The organism is Chitinimonas sp. JJ19 (genome assembly GCF_036961565.1).
Taxonomy (GTDB): domain Bacteria; phylum Pseudomonadota; class Gammaproteobacteria; order Burkholderiales; family Chitinimonadaceae; genus Chitinimonas.
Window position 1 is genome coordinate 184,089 of record NZ_JBAMDD010000003.1, and the last position, 26,609, is coordinate 210,697.

Sequence of the window (26,609 nt, forward strand, 5' to 3'; positions counted from 1 at the left end):
CAGGCCGGCTCCATGGTGTTGCGGTTGATGCCTCAGGGGCAGCCTGCCAACGCCTTTATGGGCGTTGGCAGGCTGCCGTTTGGCTGTGTTAGCTGACACGCATGCCCGGCTGCGCACCACTATCCGGGCTCAGCAGGTAAATGCCGGGGTTTTCGCCGCTGGCAGCCAGTACCATGCCTTCAGACAGGCCAAACTTCATCTTGCGCGGTGCCAGATTGGCCACCATCACCGTCAGGCGGCCCACCAGGTCTTCTGGCTTATAGGCCGACTTGATACCGGAAAACACATTGCGGGTGTGGTCGCCCAGATCCAGGGTCAGCTGCAATAGCTTCTCGGCACCTTCAACATGCTTGCAGTCGATAATCTTGGCAATGCGCAGATCTATCTTGCCGAAATCGTCGATGTTGATGGTGGGGGCAATGGGCTCAATGGCGGATTTGGCGGGTGCAGCCGCTTCGGTGGCAGGAGCCAGGCTTTGCTTGTTCGCCTCGACCAAGGCCTCGACCTGCTTGGGATCGATGCGGGTCATCAGGTGGCTGTAAGGCTTGATCTCGTGGCCCAGCAACAGGGTCTGGGCATCGTGCCACTGCAAGGGGGCTACATTGAGGAAGGCCTCGACGTCAGCCGCCAGCTTGGGCAGGACGGGCTTGAGGTAGATGGTCAGCAGGCGGAACAGGTTGATTAGCAGCGAACAGGCAGCATGCAGCTCGGCATCCTTGCCATCTTGCTTGGCCAGTTCCCACGGCTTGACCTGATCGACGTACTGGTTGACCTCGTCGGTCAGCGCCATGATTTCTCGCAGCACGCGGCTGTATTCGCGTGCCTCCAGCCCTTCGGCCAAATCGGTGGCGGCAGCCTGCAGGCGGCTAACCAGCGGGCTGTCTGGCAGGCTGGCGGCCAGCTTGCCGTCAAAGCGCTTGCTGACAAAACCGGCAGCACGGCTGGCGATATTGATGTATTTGCCGACCAGGTCGCTGTTGACGCGGGCAACGAAGTCGCTCAGCGAAAGATCGGCGTCTTCGATGCCACTGCCCAGCTTGGCGGCGTAGTAGTAGCGCAGCCATTCGGGGTTGAGGCCGACATCCAGATAGCTCTTGGCGGTAATGAAGGTGCCGCGCGACTTGGACATCTTTTGCCCGTCCACCGTCAGGAAGCCGTTGACATTGATGGCGGTCGGCGTGCGATGACCGGAGTATTCGAGGATGGCGGGCCAGAACAGGGCGTGGAAGTAGAGAATGTCCTTGCCGATGAAGTGGTACAGCTCGGCACCCGAATCCTTACCCCAGTAGGCGCCAAAATCTTCGCCTATGCGATCGAACAGGTGCTTGGTGGCGGCCATGTAGCCGATAGGCGCATCCAGCCAGACATAGAAGTACTTTCCTGGTGCATCGGGAATCTCGAAGCCGAAGTAGGGCGCGTCACGGCTGATGTCCCAGTCCTGCAGGCCAGCCTCGAACCATTCGCCCATCTTGTTGGCGGCTTCCTTCTGCAAGCGGCCTGGCTGGCGGGTCCAGTCAGCCAGGAAATCCCGGCAATCGGACAGCTTGAAGAAATAATGCTCGGACTCCCGCAGCTCTGGTGTGGCGCCGGAGACGGCCGAGTAGGGGTTCTTCAGCTCGGTCGGGGCATAGGTGGCACCGCAGACCTCGCAGTTGTCGCCGTACTGGTCGCGTGCGCTGCACTTGGGACACTCGCCCTTGACGAAGCGGTCCGGCAGGAACATCTGTTTTTGCGGGTCGTACAGCTGGCTGATGGTCTTGACCGCGATCTTGCCGTCGGTCTTGAGCCGGCGATAGATGCTGCCAGCCAGTTCCTTGTTCTCCGGCGAATTGGTGGTGTAGAACTCGTCGAAGCCGATATGAAAACCGGCAAAGTCGGCCACGTGCTCGTCATACATCTTGGCGATGAAGTCTTCGGGCGTCATGCCCTGCTTCTCCGCATTGATCATGATGGGCGTGCCGTGGGTGTCGTCGCCGCAGACGTAATGCACTGTATTGCCTCGCATCTTCTGGAACCGCACCCAGATATCGGCCTGGATGTAGCCGACCAGGTGGCCGAGGTGGATGGCGCCATTGGCGTAGGGCAAAGCATTGGTGACGAGTATCTTGCGGGCGGACACGATTCAATCCTGTCTATCAAAACGTACACGGAAGCTGGCGATTATAGCTGAACGGCTTAAAATACCCGGCCTGCTACATCACATAAAAGCGTTAAACCTGCTCCATGAATGTTCAAACCGTTGATTATTGTGCCCATGATGCCCCGGGCCGCTTTGTACAATCCCTGCGCGAAACCGGTTTTGCCGTGCTGGTGCGCCATCCGCTACCGCCTTGGTTGATCAACGGCATCTATCGCGACTGGCTGCAATTCTTCGAATCGGGCGAGAAAGAACCGTGGCGCTTCAGCCGTGACACCCAGGACGGCTGGTTCCCGCCCGATGTCTCTGAAACGGCCAAGGGCCGCAGCCAGCGCGACCTGAAGGAGTTCTACCACGTCTACACCTGGGGCCGCATACCGCCCGAGCTGCGCACCGATGCCTTGTCCTACCACGGCACCGCCAACGCCCTGGCCGCCGAGCTGCTGGGTTGGATAGAGGCAGCCTTGCCGACCGAGGTGTCCGGCAAGCTCAGCGAACCCTTGTCGACCATGATAGATCGCAGCCCCAATACCCTGCTGCGGGTGCTGCGCTATCCGCCGCTCAGCGGTGACGAGCCGGCGGGTGCATTGCGCGCCGCTGAGCATGAAGACATCAACCTGATCACCTTGCTGCCTTCGGCCACTGGCCCGGGCCTGGAAGTGCGCGACCGCCAGGGCAACTGGCATGCCGTGCCGTATGAGACGGGCGCGTTGGTAGTGAACGTGGGCGATATGCTGCAAGAAGCGACCCAAGGCTGGCTGCCTTCCACGCCCCACCGGGTGGTGAACCCGACGGGCGCGGATGCGGCCGAATCGCGTATTTCGCTGCCCTTGTTCCTGCACCCGCGCGACGAAGTGGTCTTGTCTGAGCGCCATACCGCCCGCACCTATCTGGATGAGCGGCTGCGTGAGCTGGGTATCAAGCGCGCGTAAGGACTTGCGGGATACGCATCGTGAAGTTTGAGGGGACTCGGGCGTGGATGCCCGAGCCCGATATTTGAATGGAAGAAGGCAAGCAATGACGACCGAAACCGACCTGCTCGACAAGCTGAGAACTTGTGTCGATAGCGACACGGGCCGCGACTATGTCGCCATGAAGGCGGTGCGCGATCTGCGTCTGGAGGGCGGCCAGGTGAGCCTGACCATCGCCTTGCCCTATCCGGCACGCAGCCGGCATGCCGAGATCGCGGCTCAGGTGGAAGCGGCGCTCAAGGCGGTGCCGGGTGTGCTCGATGTCGCCGTCAAGGTCGAAGCCAGGATAGAGGCCCACACGGTGCAACGCGGCCTGACGCCGCTGCCGGGTGTCAAGAACGTGATCGCCGTGGCCAGTGGCAAGGGCGGGGTGGGTAAGTCCACTACGGCCGTGAACCTGGCCTTGGCCTTGGCGGCAGAAGGCGCCCGTGTAGGCTTGTTGGATGCCGATATCTATGGCCCCTCGCAACCCCTGATGCTGGGCCTGCAAGGCCAAAAGCCGGAGTCACCGGACGGCAAGTCCATCCTGCCCATGCAGGCTCATGGCATACAGGCCATGTCCATCGGTTTTCTGATTGATGCCGAGCAGCCCATGGTCTGGCGCGGCCCCATGGTTACCCAGGCCTTGATGCAGTTGCTCAACGATACCCGTTGGGACAATCTCGACTACCTGCTGATCGACCTGCCACCGGGAACCGGCGACATACAGCTGACCCTGTCGCAGAAAGTACCGGTTACCGGCGCCGTTATCGTGACCACGCCGCAGGACATTGCCTTGCTGGATGCCCGCAAGGGGCTGAAGATGTTCGAAAAGGTGGGCGTGCCGGTGACAGGCGTGGTTGAGAACATGGCCATGCATATCTGTTCCAACTGTGGCCATGTGGAGGCGATATTCGGCGAGGGCGGCGGTGGCCGCATGGCCGTCGAATATGGTGTGGAGTTGCTGGGCCAACTGCCGCTGGAGCTGTCGATACGCCTGGCAACCGACCAGGGCAAGCCCAGCGTGGCGGCGGAGCCGGACGGCAAGGTGGCGGCGCTGTACAAGGCGATCGCCCGTAAGGTGGCGGTCAAGGTGGGTGAGAAGGCCAAGGATTTCTCCGCCAAGCTACCGAAGATCGTCATCCAGAATACATGATGGACCTGAGCCAATCACTGGTGGACGCCACGGCGATGATTTTCCATCGCTTTGAGGGCGTCGTGCGGGACAGGGGCGACTACCTGTGCATCACCACGCCTGGCAACCCCACCTTTTACTGGGGTAACTATCTGTTGTTTGCCCAGGCGCCAGAGCAGGGTGTGCTGGCGGATTGGGAAGCACTTTTTATTGCTGATATAGCAGCAGAGCAGCCACAATCCCGGCATCGCTGTTTTGCCTGGCTGGGCGGGCCGGGAGAGCAGGCGCAGTTCCTGCAGGCGGGCTACAAGGTTTATGCCTCGCAAGCACTGGCTTGCAGCCAGCCAAGCAAGGCGCCAGGCATGAACCCGCAAGTGCTGGTGCGCCCTTTGGTGAGTGAGGCTGACTGGCAGGCCGCTATCGCGGTGCAGGTGGCCAGCCGTGATGAAAGCCAGGAGCAACAGGCTTACGAGGCATTCAAGACCGCCCAGTTCGCTACCTATCGCAGCATGGTGGAGGCGGGCTTGGGGCAACGCTATGGGGCTTTCGCTGGCGACACCCTGGTGGCTGAGCTGGGGATATTCATGGGTGAGGGTGGTCTGGCACGCTACCAGAATGTCTGCACCCACCCGGACTGGCGCCGCCAGGGCATGGCAAAGCGCCTGGTTTACGAGGCGGGGCAGCAGGCCATAGCTGAATTTGGTGCGACTAAGCTGGTGATCGTGGCCGATGAAGAAGGCCCCATCCAGCTCTACCGCAGTGTGGGTTTTGCGCCGGTTGGGGTAGCCTATGGCGTGGATAAGGCGCCGCCTGCGGCGCAGGACAAGGGAAACTAGAGTATGAGCATCAAATCCGACCGCTGGATACGCAAGATGGCCGAACAGCACGGCATGATAGAGCCGTTCGAGCCGGGTCAGGTGCGCTATGTGAACGATCAGAAGATCGTTTCCTATGGCACCTCCAGCTATGGCTACGACATCCGTTGCGCCGACGAATTCAAGCTGTTCACCAACCTGAACAGCACGGTGGTGGACCCCAAGAACTTCGATGAGAACAGCTTTGTCGATGTTTCTGGCAAGGGTTATTGCATTATTCCACCCAACAGCTTTGCGCTGGCGCGCACGGTGGAGTATTTCCGCATTCCCCGCAATGTGCTGACCATCTGCCTGGGCAAGTCGACCTATGCCCGTTGCGGCATTATCGTCAATGTCACGCCTTTCGAGCCTGAGTGGGAGGGGTATGTGACGCTGGAGTTCTCCAACACCACGCCCTTGCCGGCCAAGATCTATGCCGATGAAGGCTGTGCGCAGGTGTTGTTCCTGGAGGCTGATCCCGACGATATATGCGAAACATCGTATAAGGACAGGGGCGGCAAGTACCAAGGCCAGGTTGGCGTGACACTGCCGAAGACCTGACGTGGCGGGGTGTTTGGGTGTAAGCTTTTTATCCCACACCTTGTAAATTTTGATAGTTAAATGCTATCGAAACATTCCGCTTTTTAAATTGGACGCTGTAGGGCTTAGCGCCTACAGTGCTACGTCTTTCTGCAACCCATTTCCGGAGAACCTCCATGGCCGTCCTCGTTAACAAGCAAGCCCCCGATTTCACCGCCGCTGCCGTCCTGGGCAATGGCGAAATCGTTGAGAACTATAGCTTCAGCGCCGCCACCAAGGGCAAGTACGCCGTTGTGTTCTTCTACCCGCTGGACTTCACTTTTGTCTGCCCGTCGGAACTGATCGCCTTCGATCACCGCCTGGAAGAATTCAAGAAGCGCAATGTGGAAGTGATCGGCGTGTCCATCGACAGCCAATTCAGCCACAGCGCCTGGCGCAACACCCCGGTGGACAAGGGTGGTATCGGCCCGGTTGGCTACACCCTGGTGGCCGACATCAAGCACGATATCGTCAAGGCCTATGATGTCGAGCACGCTGATGGCGTGGCGCTGCGCGGCTCCTTCCTGATCGACAAGAGCGGCGTGGTACAGCACCAAGTGGTCAACAACCTGCCGCTGGGCCGCGATATCGACGAAATGCTGCGTGTGATTGATGCCCTGCAGTTCACCGAAGAGCACGGCGAAGTTTGCCCGGCTGGCTGGAACAAGGGCAAGGCCGGCATGAAGGCTGATGCCGCTGGCGTGGCCAAGTACCTGGCTGAGAACGCTGGTCAGCTGTAAGACATGGCTTGAGCTTGGGCTGGCCGGTGCCAGCATCGCAAGTGCAGCAGATAACCCCGCCTCGGCGGGGTTTTTCTTTGCCCCTTGCCGCTTTGCCCTCCTACAGTAAAGGTAGGGCTTCGATCTGGACTACGAAAATGGGCGGGCAGCAAAGATGAGAAGCATGGCAATGGCAACCTTCACCTTGTGCAGTCTCGTTCTGGCGGCACAGGAGCTACCACGGGGTGCGGCTCTGCAATCCCTGGGCATGAGCATCAGCTCGCTGGAAAACCCCTTTTTCGTGGCACTGGTCAAGGGCGCCGAGCAGCAGGCGCGGCGCTACAACCCCACCGTCAAGGTGACGACACTGGCCAACGAGTATTCACTGGACAAGCAGATCGCCCACCTGGAGCGTTTTACAGCAGAACGAGTGGACTTGATCCTGTTGAACGCCGCCGATGCCGTCAAGGTGGAGCCCGCCGTGCAGGCAGCCAGGGCTGCCGGCATTGTGGTGGTTGCAGTGGATGTGGCGGCCAACGGGGTTCATGCCACGGTGATGACCGACAACCTGCAGGCGGGGGAGCAGGCTTGTCAGTATCTGGCCCAGGCCTTGTCGGGGCAGGGCAAGGTCATCATTCAGAGTGGCCCGCAGGTGTCTTCGGTGACTGACAGGGTTGCGGGTTGCCATATGGCCTTGAAGCATTTTCCTGGCATTACGGTTCTGACCGACAAAGGAGACGGCAAGGGATCGCGTTGGGGCGGGCAGCAGCTGATGCAGCAGCATCTCAAGCAGTATCCGAGGATAGATGGCGTGTTTACCATCAACGACCGTCAGGCTATCGGCACGGACCTGGCGGCTCGCAAGGCGGGCTTGAAGCGACTGGTGATCACTTCGGTGGATGGCGCACCCGATATCGAGCAAGCCTTGCAGCAACCGTCCTTTATCGTGGCGTCTGCCAGCCAGAGCCCCCGGCTTATGGCCGAGCGGGCGGTGAGCGTCGGTTTTGAGCTGATGCAGGGCAAGCGCCCGGCCAAGTCGCTGATATTGATGGAGCCTACCCTGGTAACGCGTGAAAACCTGGCACGTTACAAGGGTTGGAACGACGCCGGGAAGTGAGCACCGGCGCCTGGTTGGATAGCGTGGCCGGGCGGCCTATTCGAGATTGCGGTTGACGATATCGGCCAATGTGGTGAGCTTGCCATGGAAGAAGTGGCCCGTGCCTGGCACCACCACCACGGGCAGGCCTTGTGGCCTGGCCCAGTCGAATACGGCTGCCAGCGGGGCAACATCATCCTCTTCACCGTGTACCACCAAGGTGTCTGCAGGCACGGTGGGGAAGTTCCATTTGGCTGTAGCAGGGCCGACCAGCACCAGGCGGGCTATCGGGCCATCCCCCAGCCGTTCGCGCAGTTGGCTTTGCACAAAGGTGCCGAAAGAAAAACCGGCCAGAATGACAGGGAGGCCAGGATAAGCCGCCTGGGCATGCGCCAGCACGGCAGCCATGTCATCGACCTCGGCCGAGCCGAAATCATGCTCCCCCTCGCTCTGTCCCACGCCGCGCAGATTGGGGCAGAAGGCGACATAGCCCTTGCGTGAGAATACCTTGGCCAGGGTCTGTACGACCTTGTTGGTGTTGGTGCCGCCTTGGGTGGGATTGGGGTGGGCGACCAAGGCAATGCCGCGTGGGCCGTCGTCCCATGCGCTATCGAGCAGCAGGGTTTCCAGCCGGCCCACCGGGCCGGCCACGGTGATGGGCTGGAACTGGGGTGATTTCATAAGCGGGGTCAGATCTTGAGCCGGGCCACTTCGCGTCCGTTGAGCAGATGCTCCTGGATGATTTCCTCGACGTCTTCCTTGTCGACATACTGGTACCAGACATTGTCGGGGTAGACCACCATGACAGGCCCCAAGGCGCAGCGATCCAGGCAGCCGGCCTTGTTGGTGCGGACCTTGCCTTCGCCTGCCAGGCCCAGCTCCTTGACCCGGTTCTTGGCATAGGCATGCATCTCGCTCGCGCCAAAATCAGCGCAGCAGCTTTCGCCATTGGGGCGCTGGTTGGTACAAAAAAATACGTGGTGCTTGAAGTAGCTCATGATGGCTCGGTTCAATGGCGGGTGGCGGTGGATGGCAGCTCGGTTGGCAGGGGGAAATAAGGCAGATCGTCCTTCACCTGTGGCAGCAGGTCGGGCAGCACGCGGACGTCGTCATGGTGGCACTCGCGCAGCAGGTCCACCATCATGTGTTGCAGGCCATCGACCCGATCGTGCTGGCCCAGCGGCCAGATAAAGCCGGCCCATTCTTCGCCATTCTTCTCGGCACCCAGTGTCACCCGCAATTCATTGCCCTCATGGCAGGAGAATACCGCCACAGGGGTTTCACCAGCCTCGCGCAATTTGCGCAGGGTATTGCTGGCAAATACCTGGAAGCGTATTTCCTGCTGGGCAACACGGCCGTCATTCAATGCAGGCAGCCAGGCTTGTGGGCTGCGCGGCAGGGGGAACAGCGTCATGGCATCGTGCTTGAGCTGCTCGCCCAGCAGCTTGGTCAGGGCCATGGCCCAGGTGCCGGGAGGAGCATTGAGCTGTACCACAGGGTCGGCATCGGCGGGTTGCATGGCTACCCCCACCAGATAGCGCAGGTAGACGCCATCGCCATCCACGGTGATAGGGCTTTCGCTGAAATCGTGCGGCAAGCCGCCGGAAGCGTACTGCAGGGCATCACGCCAGCGGGCCAGCGAGCTGGAGGGTATGGCTTGCAATTGCTCGCGATCAAGCAAGCGACCCGATATTTGCACATCGCTGCCGGCCTTGAAGATGCCCTGTTCGGTCAACAGGGCCTGTACGGCACCCACATCGGGCAGGCGACCGGCAATCACATGCTTGCCACGTACACCCGCGACCAGCACCAAGGGCAAGGCAAAGATCACGGCATGCATGGCACTGCCAGGGGCTGGGTTCTCGACGGCCACACGCAGGCGTTCGCTCAGTATGCGCAGCACAGCTGGGCTGGGCGGTGTGGCGAGTGCTGCCTGGATGACCGCGTCGTCATTGGCTGCCAGCAGCCGTGCCAGTTCGGCATCCAGTGCGGCCTCTGCTGCGACCAGCCTGCCCAGGTCGCGTTCGTCCAGCAGTACTTGGGCCAGGGTGTGTAGCGGGCTGGTGGCAATGCCGGTGTATTGGCGCGGATCAGGCAGTAGGGGCAGGGCTTGCATGGGGAGTCGGTCGTGGGGCTAAAAGCAGGATTATACCCCGGCTATCGACAGCCCAAGCAGGCGCAGATGGGGTGGGCGCAACCCGCGCTGATTGGCCTGTATCACCGTGTAGCAGTGGGGAAATAACGTGGCTGGCCAGCTCACAGAGCTTAGTGATGGAGAAATTAGACAGTTGTACAACTAAAAATTGACACGGATGTACCAATATAAGAAAATCAACATATCGAATGGGTGCGCAAGTGCTCGCTCGATGTTTCTCCTCTATTCTCCTTTGTATTTTTCATGGCCCAACCGCAACGTTGGGCTATTTTTTTGACTGCTATAACGGGGTTGGAGCAAATACTTTAGTTGCCGCTAATGCAAGCGCTTGCTTGTGTAAAATGACCCTACGCCATACCAAAGACTAGTCAGCGCCAGGAGATACCACCGATGTCCATCAGCCAGACCTTCAGCAGTGTTCTTGACTGGTTCATTCCTGAGTCTATCCGGCAAAGCCCGCTGGATTTGAGCCGTGCCCGCAACATTGTTGGCGCAACTTTGCTCGCCGCTGTCTTTGTCCCTATCTTCGCCCTCAACTACTTCAAGCTGGGGCATGGCGCCATGGGCTGGGGCATCGTGACAGCGGGTTTCCTGATGTTGACAGCAGGCTTCCTGCTCAAGCTCACCGGCTTGCTGCCACTGGTGCGGGAGTATGCGATTGCCGTGTTCTTCGGCATGGTGGTCTGGATGTGTTACGTCAACGGCGGGATAGAGTCCTCGTCATCCCCTTGGTTCCTGCTGGTGCCGGTGGCGTCGATGTTCATCGGCGGCAAGAAAAGTGCGACGTTCTGGAGTGTGGGGGCGCTGATCGCCATTGTGCTGTTCTTTGTGGCACACAAAAATGGTTGGGCCTTGCCCAAGAGCCCCCTGGGTGCCGAACTGCACCCTCAGCTGCAAACCCGTTCGCTGGTCGGCCTGACCATCGTGATCTACGCCCTGGCCATGGTGTTCGAGTTCGGCAAGGTAAAGAGCTTCGAGAAAACCGAGCAGGCCAGGCAGGAGGCAGAACGGGGCAATGCTGCCATGCAGCAGCTGCTTGCGCAGGTAACCGGCGCCATCGGCACGGCTTCGGGCCAGACCGCGCAGATCAGTGAGCGTACGGCTTCGATCAGCCAGACCATGCGCCACCAGGCTGGCGAGGCCGCCGAGATGGCCCGTATCGTGGATGAGATAGCGGCACTGACCGTACAGAGCGCCGAACAGTCTGGCCAGGCTGCGCGGGAGGCACACGAGGCGGGACGGCTGGCTGGCGAGGGTGGGCGGGCCATGAATCTCACGCTCAGCAACCTGGATAAGGCATCTGAAGTAGTTACCCACTCGGCCGCACGCATTGAGGAGCTGGGCCGGCGCAGTGACGAAATAGGTGGCATTGTGCAGGTGATACGGGAAATCGCCGATCAGACCAATCTGCTGGCGCTGAACGCTGCTATCGAGGCTGCCCGTGCCGGCGAGCAGGGTAGGGGCTTTGCGGTGGTGGCGGATGAAGTCCGCAAGCTGGCGGAGCGGACCAGTACGGCAACCCGTGAAATCGAAGAAAAGATAGGCGCCATCCTGGCCGGAACCAACCAGGCCATGCAAGCCATGCGCGAAGGCACCCAGCGCATGGGCGAGATCAACCTGAGCGCCGCCGAGGCAGGGAGTCGACTGGACGAGATCATTTCCGGCGCGGGCCGTGTTGCCAGCCTGATCGGTGAGGTAGCGAAAAACGAGGAACGCCAGTCGGGCCAGTTTCAAACCATCGCCACCGATATTGCGGAGCTACGGGCGGACATGCAGACCGCCAGCAAGTCGGCTGAGGCCATCGACCAGGCCGTGGGCAAGCTGGATACCACGGTGCGGGGCCTGGACGAGTTTATCAGGGGGTAGTAGGCAGGCACCTGGATTGCAGGCTGACCTGCCATGCAAGTCGCCTGCTTGTGGGCGAGCCAAGGCCTTGGCTGCCCACATTGGCAGCTGACGGCGCTACTGCCTGAAAGAGATCTTGCGTAGCCGTAGCGCCACCCCCGACTGGTCTCCCCATATGGGCAGCAGATCAAAAGGCGCGCTGAGCTGGTCCAGCCTGAAGCAGGGGGAGGGGTTGGCCAGCACCTCCGTCATAGGCAGCGAGAAGTGCGTCCATACGCCTGCCTGGGGCCGGCCTATTCGGTAGTCATTGCTGTGGCAACCTTGGCCTGTACTTTCCAGCTTGATAGCCAGTCCCTGCGTATTGCTACCCCAGCTCTCTACCAACAGCTCGAACTCCAGCTTGCCACGGCCAAATGCCTGCAGGTTCAAAGGGCCGCCGGTGACATAGAACAAGCCATTGCCAGGGGTGGGATTGGCCCAGCGTAGTGCCAGCTCGCCGTTGCCTTCTGCGGCCATGGCGACTACGCCAGCCTGGCTGGACCACAAGCTGGGTTGAAGTCCAGCAGCAAACTGCCCTCCCTCCAATACCGTGTAATAAGGCCCAGGCTTGGCTGCGCCCGCTTGCAACTGGTCACAGCGTACCGCGTCGGCATCTGCGCCGGCACCTGCTTGCCAGCGCACATGGGCAAAGGCTGCGCTGAATGGCTGATCGGTATAGACCAGGAAGGGTGCGTTGATACGGCTGAAATCACTGCCGTCGGCGGCAAAGCAAACCAGGGGCAGCTTGAGGGTCTGGCGTGTGCCCAGCGGCAGGCGCTCGAACAGCGCCGTTGCGTCGACTTCGCCCCGGCAAGGATAACCACAGTCGATGGCCAGCTTGACCGCTCCTCGGGGCAACTGCAGGGTTTGCACATCGAACAGCAGCGCACCTTGTTGATCCAGGTAGCTGCGCAGATCCTGTGGCTGGCTGCTTGCAGCATAGAATTGGCCTGCAGCGCGCCAGGTCAGCAGCTTGGCATCCTGTTGCGCGTTCAGCTGGGTGGTGCTGAGTAGCAGCGAGGGCTTGCTGGTGGGCAGGGCAAGGCTGGCATTGAGGTCGTTCCCTACCGGCACACCAGCCCAGGCGTTGGCCGCTGTGCTGATCTGCAAGGCGAACGGTGCTTGGTCGGTCTGGCGGAAAACCAGCAGCTCAGGTGGGGTATTGCCATTGCAGGGCTGGTTGCTGCCGCGCTCATCCAGTGTCCCCAGGTTACCGGGCTGCGATACGCTTAAGCCGTAGCCGTAGGCAAACAGCGGCGGCGTCCCGCCATCGCCACGGTTGACCGTGGTCTGGCAGGCGGTGGCAGGCCAGGAGAATGACAGCCGGCCACTGAAATCGTAAGCCACGCTACCATCTGACCGACGGAACAAGAGGTCGGCCACGCCCGCGCCTTCCGTACCCGGCAGCCAACCAGCAATAAAGACACTGGAGCGGTTCAGCAGATCGTTGACATGAGCGGGCCGCCCGCTGAGCAGAACGGTCACGACCGGCACGCCGCGCCCGCTGACCGCATTGAGTACGGCCAGGTCTTCCGGGTAGCGCCGGCTATGGTTCAGATTGCCGGCCAGACCGATGTCGCCGCTGCCTTCGGCATAGGGTGTTTCGCCGATGACTGCGATGACCGCATCCACATCGGCCAGGCTCACGCCTGAGGCGGTTTCGCTATAGCGCACCTGTGCCTCGCCCAGTGTCTGCTTGATACCGGCCAGTACCGTATCGCCTATGGGGAAATCGGCATTGCTGTTGCCGGTGCCCTGCCAGCTGAGTGACCAGCCGCCAGTCTGGTTCTGCAGGCTGTTGGCGCTCTTGCCTACCACCAGCACCCGGCTGTTGCGCGCCAGGGGCAGCAACTGCTGCTGGTTTTTCAGCAAAACCAGGGATTTGCGTACCGCCTCGCGCCCCAGGGCCCTCGCTTGCAGGGCAGCCTGGCTGCCGGCCTCCGGGCGTTGCGATGGGCGTTTGCCGTCAAACAGCCCTGCACGCAGCTTTACCCGGAGTATCCGCCTGACAGCATCATCTATCCGTGCCTGGCTGATCTGCCCATTTTGTACCTGTGCCATTGTGTTGCTGATGAAGGCGCGCCATTCATCGGGCACCATGATGATGTCGATACCTGCATTGATGGCTTGCGGACAACTGGCATTGCTGCAGCCTGGTATCTGGCCTATGCCGTTCCAGTCCGATACCAGCAGGCCATCAAACCCCATGCGGGTCTTGAGCACACCATTGAGCATGGCATGGCTGCCATGCAGCTTGCCTACCGGCTCGCCGACCGGTTCGCCGTTGAGGGGCTTGTCCCAGCTGTTGAAGCTGACCATGACGGTCTGTACCCCTGCGGCCAGGGCGCTGTAATAGCCTTGCCCATGCAGATTGATCAGCTCTGCTTCGCTGGCACGGTTTACGCCCTGATCGATACCGGCTTCGGTGCCGCCGTCTCCGATGAAATGCTTGGCGGTGGCCAGTACATTGGCCTCACCCAGATTGCCTTGCAGCCCCAGTACATAGCTACGGCCATAGGCGGCCACGATTTCCGGGTCTTCCGAGAAGCCTTCGTAGGTCCGGCCCCAGCGATCATCGCGCACCACCGCCAGTGTCGGTGCGAAGGCCCAGTGTATGCCAGTCGCCCTGACCGCGCGGGCGGTGGCCGTGCCGATGCGTTGAACCAGATCAGCGTCATTGGCTGCACCCAGGCCGATATTGTGGGGAAACAGGGTGGCACCGTAGACATTGTTGTGGCCATGTACGGCGTCCGTCCCCCACAGCAAGGGTATGGGCACGGCCATATCGGTACTCATGGCGGCGTCGTGGTAAGCGTCGGCCAGGGCCAGCCAGTCGCTGGCCTGGGCATGCTTGTTGTTGCCTGGCCAGGAGCCGCCCCCATTCAAGACCGAGCCTATGTAATGACGCCGTACCTCTTCGGGGCTGATGCTCTTGATCTCGGGCTGTGTCATCTGGCCTATTTTCTGCGCCAGGTTCATGCCGGCCATGATCTGGCTGATACGTGCTTCCATGGCCGGGTTGATGGGAATGGCGCTCTGGATGGCCGGCCAGTCGGCATAGGTGGTTAGGGCGCTGCTGGTAGCGGTCGTATAGGTGGGCTGGGCGGATTTATGGCCGATAGGCGGTTTGCTGCTGGCTTGTTCGGTGGGGGTCTCGTCCGTGCAAGCGCCCAATAGCAGGCAAAGCGCGGCCGAGGCTGCCGTGGTGGCGACCTTGAATGTGGGCATCTGTCTATTCTCCATAGGTGGATAGTTTCAACGTGGAGGGCATTACTTACGCAATACTTTCCTGTTTCTGTCTCGAAACTTACGTTGAGTCTGCAGTATCGGTATCTCAGCTGGCAGAAAGCAAGCTAGGCTTGGAGTGCGTTGCATAAACCCCCTGGCCTTGCGCTACCGTGATTGCGCACGCTGCGCCGGGCGGAAAGGGGCGGCGAAGTCCATTCCCGACTTAAAAGCTGGAAGTCTGATCCAGCGCAAACCATAGTGCAGGGCGAGGCTGGCATGCTCTAAGCAGGCAACTGGGAGCGAGATACGGTGCGAAAACACGGCTGGTGGCTTGCGATACTGCTGGTAACTATCGTGGCGGGAATAGGGTGGTACTGGCGACCCATGCAGGTTTTGGTCAGCAAGCCGGCGCAGGGCACGGCGGTGGAGGCCATCTATGCCAGCGGCCAGGTGGAGCCTGGTGTGCAAGTACCGATCACTCCCCGCAGTGCGGGGCAGGTGACGGCAGTACTGGTACAGGAAGGCGAGGCAGTGAGGCGTGGGCAGGTCCTCATCCAGTTGCAGGATGATGATCTGGCTAGTGGCGTTGCAGAGCTTGCTGCCAGGGCGGAGCTGGCACGGCAGCAATCACAGCGAGCGGAGGTGCTGTGGCGGCAAGGCTTTGTGGCTGCAGCCGAGCGTGATGCTGCCGCCAGCGCCAGTAAAGCTGCCCAGGCCGCCTTGCTGCGTAGCCAAGCACAGCGGCGGTTCCTACAACTGGTGGCGCCGGCTGATGGCGAGATACTCCAACGCGATGTGGAAGTCGGGCAGGTTGTCTCGCCCGGCCAGGCCTTGCTCTATCTGGCCTGCTGCGCGCCCATGCGGGTGGTTGCCGAGGTGGATGAAGAGGATATTGGCCGGGTGCAGCAAGGCCAATTGGTTGTGCTGGGGGCGGACGCGCTGCCGGGCAAGACTTTCGATGGGGTTGTCAGCAGTATCACGCCCAAGGGTGACCCTTTGACACGCAGCTATCGGGTGCGTATTGCCATCGATCAGCCCGAGCGCTTCAGGGTAGGCATGACGGTCGATGCCAATGTGATACTTGCCCGCCGTGAGCGGGCGCTGCTGCTGCCGCGTAGCGCCGTGCGCGAAGGCCTGGTGTGGCGGGTGCAGGAGGGGCGGCTGTCCCAAGTAAGGGTGACGACCGGCGCCAGCATGGGGGACCAGATCGAGATACGTAGTGGCATAGGGCCGGATGACTGGATAGTCAGTGTGGCCGATGACCAGTTAAGGGATGGCCAGGCGGTAAGGACTCGCCAGGCCGAAATCGGGCCGGCCAGAACGGGCTTGGCGCCATGATCGCGCTCAATATTGCCTGGACTCACTTGACCAGCCGGAAGCGGCAGACGGCGGTATCACTGGTGGGGGTGGTGCTGGGCGTGGCTTTCTTCCTGGCGGTATTGGCTTTGATGCGTGGGTCGGAGAAGGACTTCATTGCCCGCCTGATCGATAACAGCCCACATATCACGGTTTCAGACGAATTCAGGACGGCTCGTTTGCAGCCTGCGCGCGTGCGCTGGCCTGATGATCTGGTGGAGATAGTCGGATTGCGGCCCAAGAATGAAACGCGGGGCATACGTGGTTGGCGCTACAGGCTGGGGCAGATAGAGTCGCTACCTGGGTTGAGAGCGGCGCCGGTGCTGGTGGGGTCGGCCGTGTTGCTGTTTGCAGGACAGGAGCAGGGCATCAGTCTGTCCGGCATCGTGCCGGCCCGCATGCGTGGGGTATCGACCATAGAAGAAAAACTGGTCGAGGGCTCGCTGGACGACCTGGAGGCGAACCCCGGTGGCATCATCATCGGTGCCGGACTGGCCGAGAAATTCAGTCTGCGCCGGGGTAGCACCGTCAATCTGGTGGCTGGCGGTGGGAGCAACCGCAGTCTGACGGTAGTGGCGATTTTCCGCACCGGCAATGCCGGTTACGACGAGAGCCAGACCTATGTACTGCTTAAACGTGCGCAGTTGCTGCTGGGACGGCCAGACAGAGTCAATCGCTTCATCATCAAGCTGGCGGACGCCAGCCAGGCGCTGCTTGTGGCCAGCCGTATAGAGGCCATGGGGACCTACAAGGCAGTCAGTTGGGCAGAGGCATCGGAGGATATCCTCAATGTGCTGTTTGTCCGTAATGTCATCATGTACAGCGTGGTGTCGGCCATCCTGCTGGTGGCTTCCTTCGGCATCTACAACACACTCTCCACCATTGTGATGGAGAAAACCCGCGATATCGCCATCCTGAAGTCGGTTGGCTTTCAGGCCAGGGATATACGCCACATCTTTGTGCTGGAGGGCTTGATTGTGGGCACGCTGGGCAGCGTGCTGGGGCTCTTGGTGGGGGCGGGCTTGATGCAACTGATGGCCAGTGTGCAGATACGTCCGCCAGGGGGAACGGCCATGGTCAATCTGCCGGTCTGGTGGGGCGGGGAGCAATTCCTGATGGCCGCAGGGTTTGCGCTGCTTTCATGTCTGCTGGCAGCCTGGTTGCCTGCCCGTAAAGCCGGCAGGCTGCATCCGGTGGATATCCTGCGGGGGGCGACATGAGTGTGGTCCTACGCGCTCTGGGGCTGCACAAGATACTGGCAGGTGATGTTCCCACCACCTTGATCAAGGGCGTCGATCTGGAGATATCGGCAGGAGAGTTTGTCTGCATCATGGGCCCCTCAGGCTCGGGTAAATCGTCCCTGCTTTATCTGCTTGGCCTGCTGGATGTGCCCACCCATGGCACCATCGAGCTCGATGGCGTCAATACCCAGGGTTTTAACGATGCGCAACTGACCCAGCTAAGGCTGGAGAAGTTGGGATTCGTGTTCCAGTTTCACTTCCTGCTGTCGGAATTCAGCGTGTTGGACAATGTCTGCCTACCCATGCGGCGGTTGGGCCGGTGGCCGGAGGCACAGTGCCGAGAGCGGGCCATGTCATTGCTGACACGGCTGGGTGTGGCGGCACAGGCGTCAAAGCTGCCCAGCCAGCTATCGGGTGGGCAGCGCCAGCGCGTGGCGGTGGCGCGGGCCTTGGCGAACGATCCGCTGTTACTGCTGGCGGATGAGCCCACTGGCAACCTCGATACGGTGGCGAGCGCGAATGTGCGGCAAATACTGCATGATCTGACGCGCGAACTGGGTAAGTCGGTGATTGCGGTTACGCATGACCCCAAATTTGCCGCTGCTGCTGACCGCCGCATCAATGTAGTGGATGGCCAGATAGACCCGGATTGGCAACCACTGTAGCAGTATCAAGGCCTGCTGCTTGTCGTTGCTGCATCGCTACAGGGCCTTGGCGATGCACTAGGTCTGTAGCAAGACGCTTGGATGCCGCTGGCGCAGGGCACCTGGCGCAGGCCACATGACGGGCCTGGTGCCAGGAGACATCCGTGCTAGTTAGCGCAAGTCGGCGGGGTCGCCCACGCCGAGTACCGCATCCCTCTCATCTGGTGTAAGCAGGGCATCCAGCCCTAATTTCAGTAGTTCACCGGCCTTGGCAACAATATGGGCCCAGCTGCAGCGATTGGCATACAGCATGCCAGCGGTATCCAGAGTGCCGCCTTGATTCAAGAAGCCCAAACCCACAGTATGGGCAGGCCCGGTATCGATACGCCGCATGGCACCCAGCAGGGGGCCGGGGCGGGTGTGTCCCGCAATAATGCGAAATGAGCTGTGATGGGGGAAGATGCTTGCCAGTTCGGCATCTGCCAGCAATCCGGCATCAGCTGCGAGCCCTGAGTGGCTCCCCAGCCTGGCTGGTTCGTAGACATACACCACAGCATGCGGGATATCGTGTTCGTCCAGGCGGCGTGAGGCGCGCAGTGTCTCGGTCAACTGATAGCTGCCTACCGCCACCAGTATCAGCTTTTCGTCCACCTCACCCTTGCCGACGAGCCTGAGCAGCCCCTGCTCAGTCAACTGGCGTGCCGACTCTGGTGGCAGGCGGACGGGTACGGCGCGCTTGGGCGCGACCACACACCAGAGCTGACCCCGGCTGCGATAGCAGGCATCCAGCGTGGCGACCGCGCTGTTCCAGTCGGGCGGGAACACCAGCCGGGCATGCGGGCTGGCTTCGGCCAACCAAGCTTCCGCCAGGGTTGTGTCCTGGTGTGAGAGTTCGTTCTTGCCATTCTCCCAGGCGTGGGAAGACAGCAGCAGTGGGACAGAGAGCCAACCGGGCGGGCGGCCAGCCTCGGACTGATTGCGGGCGAAATTGGCTTCCTGCCGCAGTGCGCCCAGCATTTTCACGGCAAAGGCCTCGTAGCTGACCGCCAGATTGAGCCCGCCCTTGTTGGCCAGGGCAGCGCTGATGACCGCTTCTTCATTGAGCGCGGTGATCACACCGCCGGTCAGCGATTCCGGATTGCCTGGCTCGGGGTGGGTGACGCGGTGTTTGAACCGCTCCAGCGTGTTGCCCATGCCATTGCTACGTAGTTCGTCCGGGTTGGCTACCCTTACCCTGAGTTGCGGATTGGCCTCGGCGATGGCGCAGAAGGTGGCATCAAACGCCGCCATGGGCGAGACCAGCGGCGATGCCATATCGTCCCGCCAGGGAAGGCTGGGGGCATGGTAGTCCGGGCGTCGCTGCGCCATGGCGTGATCGCGCTCGGCGGGCCTGCCTTGCACCGCATGGTTGCGGAACCGTTGGCGGGCATCCTGCCAGGCCGAGGGGTGGACCCAGAGCTGGGCTGCAGCATGGTTGAAACGCTGGCGGCAGCTTGCATCGAAGCTGGGGTTACCGCCCAGCGGCAGATTGTGGGCCAGGTTGGTGCCAGCACCGGGGAAGCCAAAGCCCTTGGGGGCATGGGCGATGGCGTAGGGCATACGTACAGGGTACTCGGCACGACCCTGTGCAATCTCGGCCGCCTGAGCTGCCAGGCTGGATTCCATATGCAGTATGGCCCAGGCAAAGGCTGCCGGGTCGGTGCCATCGATTTCCATGGGCTCGAAGCCGTTCAGGCGCAAGTGCTCGATAAACCAGGCCACGCCGCCATCCTGCTCCAGTCCACTGCGCTGCTCGATGCGGCGTCCATTCAATATCATCACGGGGAGGGCCGCGCCGCAATCTTCTGCCCGCCACCAGCGGGGTATCCAGTCGCTGCCGCGTTGCTCTTCAAAGGCGCCATCGCTGAGGAAGCTGACCAGCGTCTCCCCCGGTAGCGGCATGTGCACATACTGAAGTTCGGCAAAACCAAGGTAGCCCCCTTCAATCACGCCCCCCGCCGTATGGGCGTTGACGTGGCTACCCAGTGGTGCCCGAGGTCGTCCGCTGGCATGGAGGGCATAGCTGTAGAAATCCTGGCAGAGCTGGCTGAGCCCCGCATCATCACAGGGGTAGCGTTCGGCCTGCTCCGGATATTGGTTACCCAGCAGTGTGTTGACAGCTTCGATGGCGGCGACGCAATGGCCTTGCCCCATCAGCCAGCTACGCGTCTGTCCGGTCAGGGCGTTGGCCAACAGATAGCCGACATAGGCAGGCACCATATTGAGCGCACCGCCGGTATGCCCCTCAGGTGTCGACTTGAAGTCCGTTGCCGCCAGGGGCGTGCCATCCAGCTTCACCTGCTTGCAGTAGGTCATGTGGGCGACCAGCCACATGGCTTGGCTACAAAGCCTGTCAGCGGCGTGCAGCAGGGACGCCACCTGACTGCTGTCGCCCCCATGCCAAGGTATGGCGGCTGCCTGCAACAGCTGTGCCCAGCGCGCCTGGGTATGCTGGTCGTGCTGGATGACACCATACCCCTGCGCCCAGGCATGCAGCTGAGGTGGGGGTTGAACGTCTGCCGGGGTGGGCTTGGGTTGGTAGGCAATAGCCGTGCCGGCCTGTAACTTGCGGTAGGGGAAGCCTCTGTGGCCGTCCTGCATGGGCAGTCCGGCATCTTGGGCAGGTGTATGGAGCAATTGATCAAGGTGGTTCAAGGCTTCCTCCTGTGGGTCTAGCGCCTGTTATGAACTTCAATCTTTGAAAACAGAAATCAGTTCCTGCAACCCGCTCAAGCTGATGGGAGCCGGCTGGTTCAGGCATACCCGGTACTTGTGGTGAGTAGCACCTTACCCCCTGCAGCAAGGTTGGACGTTGATGCGGATCAAGCTCGCGTTGGCGGCAAAGGCTTACTGCACTTTAGCGCCTGTTCACGGTCAATCCACCTCGTCGTGACGGTGTGGAAAGATCCAATACAAGCTTTTTGCCACGTAGTTACCCCATCAAATGAAAACAGGGGAGGCTATGCCTCCCCTGTGATGCCTTGCTGTGCGGCAAACCGCTTACTTGGCCGGCTTCAGGTAACGCTCAAAGAACTTCAGTGTATGGCCTATGCTGGCCACCTGGTTTTCGCGCTTCTGCGCGCCGTGGCCTTCGTCGGCAAACAGGATCAGATCCGAGGGAACGCCTTTCTTCTGGGCGGCCTCATACATCTGCACTGCTTCGCCTACCGGCACACGGGGGTCGCTGGCTCCCTGGATGATGAGCAATGGGTCTTTCAGCTTGTCGATATGGGTGATGGGCGAGAGCTTGATCAAGGCCTCGCGGTCTGCGACCGGATCACCATACTCGGCTACGCGCAGGGCGCGGCGATAGGGGGCGGTGTTTTCCAGGAAGGTCAGCAGGTTGGAGATGCCGACGGTGGAGACGCCCGCATCATAGCTGCCAGAAAACATGGTCATGGCGGCCATGCTGGAGTAGCCACCATAGCTGCCACCCATCACGCCTATCTTGGGTGCAATGCCGTTCTTGCTCCAGGCCTTCTTCATATGAATGGCGGCATCTTCGATATCGGTCACCACCTTGAGGCGCTTGGCACCATTGTCCATGTTCAGCCAGGTCTTGCCATAGCCGTCAGAGCCGCGGACATTGGGTTCGACATAGATGAAACCGGCATCGACGAACAGTTGGGCATAAGGCGAGAAACCTGCGTCTGACTGTGCTTCCGGCCCGCCATGGAAGTGCACGACAACAGGGCAGGGCGCGGGGTTGCATTGGGCCGGGCGGCGTACAAACATGGGGATCTGGGCGCCATCACGCGTCGGATAGGTTTCCAGTGTAGCGACCGCGAACTTGCTGGTGTCGGTCTCTGGTGATGACGGCAGCACCCACTGGGTCAGCTTGCCGTTGTTCCAGTCCAACACATAGCTGGTGCGGGGGGCCGTGGCCGTTTCCACGCTGACAATGATCTTGCTGCCATCGCGCGTGCCGCCGCTGACGGTGACGTGATCAGCACCTTGGAACTCGGGCAGCTTGATCGGCTTGAGGGTCTTCGCATCCAGCGCGAAGGTCTTGGTGTACCCACCCTCGTTGACGGAGTAGAACAGGCGGCTCTTGGGATTGTCCAGGCCAAAGCCGGCCACATCCCACTTCAATTCCGGGCTGATGGCCTCGAACTTGCCGGCTACCCATTTGTACAGGCGGCGGAACTCGCCGAACTTGTTGGTTTGCACCAGCAGTTCACCATCACGCGCACCGTAGCGTACATCGTATTCTTCCTTCTCAGCCTGGCCGATGATGGGCTTGAGCTTGCCATCCCTGGGGTTCCACTCCCATACCTCGGTCGCTACATTGCTGAGCGCCTTGCCTGCCAGCAATGTGCCATCGGGTTTGTGATCGATGATGCTCCAGTAGCCCTTTTCGCCGAACAGGCGTTCCTTCTTCTTGCTCTGCAGATCGTAGCGATAGACGGTATAGCTGTCGCGGCTCTCGTCGTTGCTGCGGAAATAGATGTAGCGACCATCATCGCTGATGAATTCAAAGAAGGTTTGCACACCAGGAATGTGCTGGATGAGCTGCAGTTCGCCGCCACGCGCGGGTTGCAGATAAAGCCCCGGATTCTCCTCGCCCTTGCGGTCGCGGCTCAGGACCAGCCATTTGCCATCGGGGGTGATGTCGGCAATGCTGGTGGCATCCTCGCCGCCGGTCATCTGCACCGGGAAGGCTTGCGGACCATCTATCCGCCAGACCTGGGCGACACCGGTGACCCGCCAGCCGAAGTACAGCGACTTGGCATCGGGTGACAGCAGGCCTGCGCCGGGTGCACGCAGATCCAGCACGCCCTGCACTTTGCGGCTCAGGTCTGAATCCAGTGGTTTGGCGCGGAATTTCTCTAGCGTATCGGCGCTGACGCTATCTGCACCCAGACCCTTGTAGGTGGTGGTCTCAGCTGCCTGGGCGGCAAAGCCGGCTGCAATCAGCGCGGCGAGCAATGCATGTTTCATGTGTGAGTTACCTATCGGCTTGAAGTTATACATGGGTGCCAAGCACCCGCTTGCGCAGCTTGGCGGTGTCGCGCCATTAATCCATCTTCCAGTCGGCGATCTTCAGTCGATCGATACCCTTGAACTCGCCAAACAGGATGATCAGCAGGTCGACCATGGCCCAGATGCACAAGCCACCCAAGGTAAGTAGCTGTATCACGGCGGAAATGGTCTTGCCTGCATAGAAGCGGTGGGCGCCTACCCAGCCAAGCAGCAGGCATAGGATCAGCGCCGGGGGCCAGTTCTTATCGCCTGTCAATTTCCCCCAAGGTAATGCGTTGCAGCGCGGCGGTATGCTTCCGCCTGTCTTCTGCACATGCTGGCATGGCCGACCATAACTGAACACGCAGAGGCATTGCGTGGCAGGCGAGGGTCGGCCATGTATTACTTGCCGGGCCGGCAATAACGGTTATTCGTAACGCAAGGCCTCGATAGGATCAAGGTTAGCGGCCTTGGAGGCAGGCATGATACCGAACACCACGCCTACCACGGCACAGAAGGCTGCGGCCCCCAGGCTGGCCCACAGCGGCACGGATGCCGGTGGGAAGTTAGGTATCAATGCTGCTACGCCATGCCCCAGACCATAGCCGATGGCGATACCTATCAGGCCGCCGATCAGACTGAGCAAACCGGCTTCGATCAGGAACTGCACCAGGATATCGCGTCGGGTGGCGCCCAAGGCTTTCAGGATCCCGATCTCGCGCGTCCGCTCCGTCACCGATACCAGCATTACCGTCATGATGCCTATGCCGCCCACCAAGAGGGAGATACCGACGATGCCGCCCAGCACCAGAGTGCCCATGCTGGTAATCTTCTCGAAGGTCTTGGCGATCTGATCCGGTGACTGGATCTCGAAGTCATCCTCCTCATCAAACTTCAGGTTGTGGTTGATGCGCAGGGCGCGGGTTACCCTGGCCTTGACCGCTTCAACCTCATCCAGTTGCGAGGTGGTGAAGTTAATCTCGAAATCCACCTTGGCCTTGTTGCCGGTCAATGCCCTGGCCGTCTCGAAAGGAATCAGGGCGTAGTTGTCCTGGTTGAAACCAAAGACCTCGCCACGGGATTCCATGACGCCTACCACCTTGAACCATTCACGACCCAGCTGTATGTAACTGCCGACCGGATTGTCGGGCAGCTTGAGATCCTCCCGCACCTTGTCGCCAATGACGACTACCCGGCGACGGGTGTCATTGTCAGCTGGTACCAGAAAGCGACCCAGGCGGGTAAAGCGCCGTTCTATCATCTGGTATTCGGCGGTAATGCCCAATACGAATGGCGTGGCCGTCTCGGCCCTATGACTGGCGGTACCCAGTGGTGCTGCCATGACGGGAGCCACGTGCCCTACGCCTTCCACCCGGTAGCGCAACAGATCCAGGTCGGAATCCTTCAAGTAGCGATAGTCACCGCTCAGCCGGTTTTCCCGGGTATTGAGGGCTTCCACCTTGAGCGAGCCGCCACCCAGGTCTGCAAACTGGGCGGAGATCGACTGGGCAAAGCCTTGCATCAGGGCCACTACGGCGACCACAGCAGCGGTACCGATCAGGATACCCAGGGTGGTGAGAAAGCTGCGCAAGCGATTGGCCAGGATATTGGCCATGGCGGCACGCAGTGATTCAATCATGACGATAATCATGCGGCCACCTCGCTGGCAGTGGTGTGGGCGACACTGTCAAATACGATACGCCCGTCATTGACGCGTACAGTGCGCTGACAATGGGCGGCAATATCCGGTTCGTGCGTGACCAGCACCACGGTCTGGCCATCCTGGTGGAGGGCATCGAACAGGGCCATGATTTCCTCGCTGGTACGGGAGTCCAGGTTGCCGGTCGGCTCGTCGGCCAGCAGGAGGGAAGGATTACCTACCAGTGCCCGGGCCACGGCCACGCGCTGGCGCTGCCCCCCTGACAGCTGGTTGGGCCGGTGTTGCAGCTTGTCGCCCAGGCCAACCCGGCGCAATGACTCTGCCGCCTGCCGCTCGCGCTCCTTGAGTGGTATGCCCCTATACACCAGCGGCTGTGCGACATTGCCCAGCACTGTCATGCGCGGCAGCAGATGAAAGCTCTGGAACACAAAGCCGATTTCCTGGTTGCGTATGGCGGCCAGTTCATCATCGCGCAGGGTGCCGATATCGCGATTGTTCAGCGTGTAGCGCCCAGTGGTAGGGGTATCCAGGCAGCCCAGCAGATTCATCAGGGTGGATTTGCCTGAACCGGACGGACCGACCAGTGCCACGTATTCGTTACGCTGTATCTGCAGGTCCACACCGCGCAGGGCCTCAAACTCGGTGTCGCCCATACGGTAGCGCTTGACGATGCCCGACAGCTCTATCAAGGCCCGACTCATTCGGCTTCATCCTTGTTCTTGCTCTTCTTGTCGGCCTTCTTCTCATTGGCCTTGAGCGGGTCGCCATTCTTCAGCTCATTCAGGGTCTTGCCTGGACCTGTCACTACGCTGTCACCCGGCTTCAAGCCCTTGGTGATTTCCTGCCAGCGGTCGTCGGACGTACCCAGCTCGATTTCCACCCGCTTGGCCTTGCCGTCCTGCGCCAGTACGAGGAAGCGCTGGGTGGTCTTGGCATTTTCCTTCTCTTCAGTGATGACCGCCTCGACCGGCACAGCCAGGCGCTTGCTGCCATCACTCAAGAATATCTCGGCCCGCGCGCTCATGCCCGAGCGCAGCTTGAGGCTGGTATCCGGCTTCAGGCTGACGGTGACCTTGTAGGCTCGGCTTTGGCCTTCGGTGGTGCTGGCCAATGCGACTTTCTCTACCAGGCCCTTCAAGGCGGTCTCGGGATACGCTGCCGGGTAGATATCGACGGCCTGGCCAACATTGACCTTGGCGATATCGCCCTCATCCACCTTGATTTCTGCCTGGATGGCCGAGGTATCGGCAATGGTTAGCAGTTGGGCGCCGGCCTGGCTGGAAATGGAAGGAATGGCGGTCTCGCCGACCTTGATGGGCAGACTGACAACGCGGCCTGCCATCGGGGCACGGATTTCAGTCTTACCCAGCTGCTCACGCGCCTCCTTCAGCACGGCATCGGCGCGGCGCAAGGCCTCCTTGCTGGATTTCAGCTCCACTTCGGCCAGCTGCAACTGGTTCTTGTCCTGGTCGAATTTGGAATGGTCAACCATGCGGGCTTCAAACAGCTTGCGGGTACGCTCGAACTGGATGCGGCGCAGCTCCAGTGCGGTGCGCTGCTGTTCTATGCTCAAGCTGCTCTGTCGCAGCCCGGCTTCTTCGCGCTCGATGGCGTTGCGGTAACTTTCCGGGTCCAGCCGCAGCAGCAGTTGTCCAGCCTTCACATCGTCGCCTTCTGCTACCAGGATTTCCTGCACGCGCGCCGTGACTTCAGAGCGCAGGTCAACCTCGGTGCGATAGGTCAGGCTGCCTGAGGCCAGGATGGTGGGCTTGATCTCCTGCTGTGCCGCAATCGCGATGTCCACCGGCTTGCCATCACCGCCGGATTTGGATTTGACCACCAGGGGAACCGCAATGATGCCGACGACGGCAATCAGGCCCAGCCACTTTTTCTTGAAAGGAAGCTTCATCGATGTCTCGGTAATAAATGCGGACAAGTTGTAAACAGAAGCAGTGCAGGCTATCGCCTGC

General features: G+C 60.8%; 21 protein-coding genes. 10 read left to right on the top strand and 11 right to left on the bottom strand.

Features of this window, described 5'->3' with window-relative positions; translation table 11 throughout:
• Positions 1-88 precede the first annotated feature (88 nt).
• Positions 89-2,122, bottom strand: a complete 2,034-nt coding sequence (metG, locus tag V7714_RS05315) for a methionine--tRNA ligase (protein WP_335708908.1) — start codon at positions 2,120-2,122, stop codon at positions 89-91.
• Between the two features lie 101 nt (positions 2,123-2,223).
• Between metG and V7714_RS05320 the strand changes: the two genes are divergently transcribed.
• The 6 genes from V7714_RS05320 (at position 2,224) to V7714_RS05345 (ending at position 7,491) form a co-directional block, all read left to right on the top strand.
• The gene (locus V7714_RS05320) at positions 2,224-3,069 is read left to right on the top strand and encodes a 2OG-Fe(II) oxygenase family protein (protein WP_335708779.1); all 846 of its coding nucleotides are present in this window, start codon (positions 2,224-2,226) and stop codon (positions 3,067-3,069) included.
• A gap of 85 nt (positions 3,070-3,154) precedes the next feature.
• A complete protein-coding gene (apbC, locus tag V7714_RS05325) occupies positions 3,155-4,243 on the top strand; it encodes an iron-sulfur cluster carrier protein ApbC (protein ID WP_335708780.1) in 1,089 nt (362 codons plus the stop codon).
• A complete protein-coding gene (locus V7714_RS05330) occupies positions 4,240-5,058 on the top strand; it encodes a GNAT family N-acetyltransferase (RefSeq protein ID WP_335708781.1) in 819 nt (272 codons plus the stop codon). The genes apbC and V7714_RS05330 overlap by 4 nt, the downstream gene beginning before the upstream one ends.
• Before the next feature lie 3 nt (positions 5,059-5,061).
• Positions 5,062-5,637, top strand: coding sequence for a dCTP deaminase (gene dcd / locus V7714_RS05335; RefSeq protein WP_284196192.1), 576 nt, complete (start codon positions 5,062-5,064; stop codon positions 5,635-5,637).
• A gap of 155 nt (positions 5,638-5,792) precedes the next feature.
• Positions 5,793-6,395: a peroxiredoxin gene (locus V7714_RS05340; protein ID WP_284196191.1), complete on the top strand. Its 603-nt coding sequence runs from the start codon at positions 5,793-5,795 to the stop codon at positions 6,393-6,395.
• A gap of 169 nt (positions 6,396-6,564) precedes the next feature.
• Positions 6,565-7,491, top strand: a complete 927-nt coding sequence (locus V7714_RS05345; protein WP_335708782.1) for a substrate-binding domain-containing protein — start codon at positions 6,565-6,567, stop codon at positions 7,489-7,491.
• Between the two features lie 36 nt (positions 7,492-7,527).
• On the opposite strand, the gene V7714_RS05350 is transcribed toward V7714_RS05345, so the two are convergent.
• The 3 genes from V7714_RS05350 to V7714_RS05360 are packed head-to-tail and all read right to left on the bottom strand — an operon-like array spanning position 7,528 to position 9,586.
• Positions 7,528-8,151: an alpha/beta hydrolase gene (locus V7714_RS05350; RefSeq protein WP_335708783.1), complete on the bottom strand. Its 624-nt coding sequence runs from the start codon at positions 8,149-8,151 to the stop codon at positions 7,528-7,530.
• A gap of 8 nt (positions 8,152-8,159) precedes the next feature.
• Positions 8,160-8,468 carry a (2Fe-2S) ferredoxin domain-containing protein gene (locus tag V7714_RS05355; protein WP_308447557.1) on the bottom strand — a complete coding sequence of 103 codons (309 nt, stop codon included), beginning with the start codon at positions 8,466-8,468 and terminating at the stop codon, positions 8,160-8,162.
• Positions 8,469-8,479: 11 nt separating this feature from the next.
• Positions 8,480-9,586: a hypothetical protein gene (locus V7714_RS05360; protein WP_335708784.1), complete on the bottom strand. Its 1,107-nt coding sequence runs from the start codon at positions 9,584-9,586 to the stop codon at positions 8,480-8,482.
• 429 nt (positions 9,587-10,015) lie between these two features.
• Here V7714_RS05360 and V7714_RS05365 point away from each other — a divergent pair, with 429 nt between their 5' ends.
• The gene (locus V7714_RS05365; protein ID WP_335708785.1) at positions 10,016-11,491 is read left to right on the top strand and encodes a methyl-accepting chemotaxis protein; all 1,476 of its coding nucleotides are present in this window, start codon (positions 10,016-10,018) and stop codon (positions 11,489-11,491) included.
• Positions 11,492-11,587: 96 nt separating this feature from the next.
• On the opposite strand, the gene V7714_RS05370 is transcribed toward V7714_RS05365, so the two are convergent.
• Positions 11,588-14,737, bottom strand: coding sequence for a glycoside hydrolase family 3 protein (locus V7714_RS05370; RefSeq protein ID WP_335708786.1), 3,150 nt, complete (start codon positions 14,735-14,737; stop codon positions 11,588-11,590).
• 384 nt (positions 14,738-15,121) lie between these two features.
• Between V7714_RS05370 and V7714_RS05375 the strand changes: the two genes are divergently transcribed.
• The 3 genes from V7714_RS05375 to V7714_RS05385 are packed head-to-tail and all read left to right on the top strand — an operon-like array spanning position 15,122 to position 17,999.
• On the top strand, positions 15,122-16,075 hold the full coding sequence (locus V7714_RS05375) for an efflux RND transporter periplasmic adaptor subunit (protein WP_335708787.1): 954 nt from the start codon (positions 15,122-15,124) through the stop codon (positions 16,073-16,075).
• On the top strand, positions 16,072-17,313 hold the full coding sequence (locus V7714_RS05380) for an ABC transporter permease (protein ID WP_335708788.1): 1,242 nt from the start codon (positions 16,072-16,074) through the stop codon (positions 17,311-17,313). The genes V7714_RS05375 and V7714_RS05380 overlap by 4 nt, the downstream gene beginning before the upstream one ends.
• Positions 17,310-17,999: an ABC transporter ATP-binding protein gene (locus V7714_RS05385; RefSeq protein WP_335708789.1), complete on the top strand. Its 690-nt coding sequence runs from the start codon at positions 17,310-17,312 to the stop codon at positions 17,997-17,999. Before V7714_RS05380 ends, V7714_RS05385 begins: the two co-directional genes overlap by 4 nt.
• A gap of 150 nt (positions 18,000-18,149) precedes the next feature.
• On the opposite strand, the gene V7714_RS05390 is transcribed toward V7714_RS05385, so the two are convergent.
• The 6 genes from V7714_RS05390 to V7714_RS05415 all read right to left on the bottom strand — a co-directional run bounded on the left by V7714_RS05390 (position 18,150) and on the right by V7714_RS05415 (position 26,548).
• A complete protein-coding gene (locus V7714_RS05390; protein ID WP_335708790.1) occupies positions 18,150-20,672 on the bottom strand; it encodes a xylulose 5-phosphate 3-epimerase in 2,523 nt (840 codons plus the stop codon).
• 345 nt (positions 20,673-21,017) lie between these two features.
• On the bottom strand, positions 21,018-22,958 hold the full coding sequence (locus V7714_RS05395) for a S9 family peptidase (protein WP_335708791.1): 1,941 nt from the start codon (positions 22,956-22,958) through the stop codon (positions 21,018-21,020).
• A 76-nt stretch (positions 22,959-23,034) separates the two neighbouring features.
• Entirely contained in the window at positions 23,035-23,256 is a 222-nt protein-coding gene (locus tag V7714_RS05400; protein ID WP_335708792.1) for a TM2 domain-containing protein, read from the bottom strand.
• Positions 23,257-23,406: 150 nt separating this feature from the next.
• Entirely contained in the window at positions 23,407-24,618 is a 1,212-nt protein-coding gene (locus V7714_RS05405; RefSeq protein ID WP_335708793.1) for an ABC transporter permease, read from the bottom strand.
• Positions 24,619-24,626: 8 nt separating this feature from the next.
• Entirely contained in the window at positions 24,627-25,340 is a 714-nt protein-coding gene (locus V7714_RS05410) for an ABC transporter ATP-binding protein (RefSeq protein ID WP_335708794.1), read from the bottom strand.
• A complete protein-coding gene (locus tag V7714_RS05415) occupies positions 25,337-26,548 on the bottom strand; it encodes an efflux RND transporter periplasmic adaptor subunit (protein WP_335708795.1) in 1,212 nt (403 codons plus the stop codon). The genes V7714_RS05410 and V7714_RS05415 overlap by 4 nt, the downstream gene beginning before the upstream one ends.
• Between the last annotated feature and the right edge of the window lie 61 nt (positions 26,549-26,609).

What these genes read in the sequence shown, in the direction of transcription:
- V7714_RS05320 (WP_335708779.1), top strand. Translation starts at nt 2,224, where the DNA reads ATGAATGTTCAAACCGTTGATTATTGTGCCCATGATGCCCCGGGCCGC.
- apbC (WP_335708780.1), top strand. Translation starts at nt 3,155, where the DNA reads ATGACGACCGAAACCGACCTGCTCGACAAGCTGAGAACTTGTGTCGAT.
- V7714_RS05330 (WP_335708781.1), top strand. Translation starts at nt 4,240, where the DNA reads ATGATGGACCTGAGCCAATCACTGGTGGACGCCACGGCGATGATTTTC.
- dcd (WP_284196192.1), top strand. Translation starts at nt 5,062, where the DNA reads ATGAGCATCAAATCCGACCGCTGGATACGCAAGATGGCCGAACAGCAC.
- V7714_RS05340 (WP_284196191.1), top strand. Translation starts at nt 5,793, where the DNA reads ATGGCCGTCCTCGTTAACAAGCAAGCCCCCGATTTCACCGCCGCTGCC.
- V7714_RS05345 (WP_335708782.1), top strand. Translation starts at nt 6,565, where the DNA reads ATGGCAACCTTCACCTTGTGCAGTCTCGTTCTGGCGGCACAGGAGCTA.
- V7714_RS05350 (WP_335708783.1), bottom strand. Translation starts at nt 8,151, where the DNA reads ATGAAATCACCCCAGTTCCAGCCCATCACCGTGGCCGGCCCGGTGGGC.
- V7714_RS05355 (WP_308447557.1), bottom strand. Translation starts at nt 8,468, where the DNA reads ATGAGCTACTTCAAGCACCACGTATTTTTTTGTACCAACCAGCGCCCC.
- V7714_RS05360 (WP_335708784.1), bottom strand. Translation starts at nt 9,586, where the DNA reads ATGCAAGCCCTGCCCCTACTGCCTGATCCGCGCCAATACACCGGCATT.
- V7714_RS05365 (WP_335708785.1), top strand. Translation starts at nt 10,016, where the DNA reads ATGTCCATCAGCCAGACCTTCAGCAGTGTTCTTGACTGGTTCATTCCT.
- V7714_RS05370 (WP_335708786.1), bottom strand. Translation starts at nt 14,737, where the DNA reads ATGCCCACATTCAAGGTCGCCACCACGGCAGCCTCGGCCGCGCTTTGC.
- V7714_RS05375 (WP_335708787.1), top strand. Translation starts at nt 15,122, where the DNA reads ATGCAGGTTTTGGTCAGCAAGCCGGCGCAGGGCACGGCGGTGGAGGCC.
- V7714_RS05380 (WP_335708788.1), top strand. Translation starts at nt 16,072, where the DNA reads ATGATCGCGCTCAATATTGCCTGGACTCACTTGACCAGCCGGAAGCGG.
- V7714_RS05385 (WP_335708789.1), top strand. Translation starts at nt 17,310, where the DNA reads ATGAGTGTGGTCCTACGCGCTCTGGGGCTGCACAAGATACTGGCAGGT.
- V7714_RS05395 (WP_335708791.1), bottom strand. Translation starts at nt 22,958, where the DNA reads ATGAAACATGCATTGCTCGCCGCGCTGATTGCAGCCGGCTTTGCCGCC.
- V7714_RS05405 (WP_335708793.1), bottom strand. Translation starts at nt 24,618, where the DNA reads ATGATTGAATCACTGCGTGCCGCCATGGCCAATATCCTGGCCAATCGC.
- V7714_RS05410 (WP_335708794.1), bottom strand. Translation starts at nt 25,340, where the DNA reads ATGAGTCGGGCCTTGATAGAGCTGTCGGGCATCGTCAAGCGCTACCGT.
- V7714_RS05415 (WP_335708795.1), bottom strand. Translation starts at nt 26,548, where the DNA reads ATGAAGCTTCCTTTCAAGAAAAAGTGGCTGGGCCTGATTGCCGTCGTC.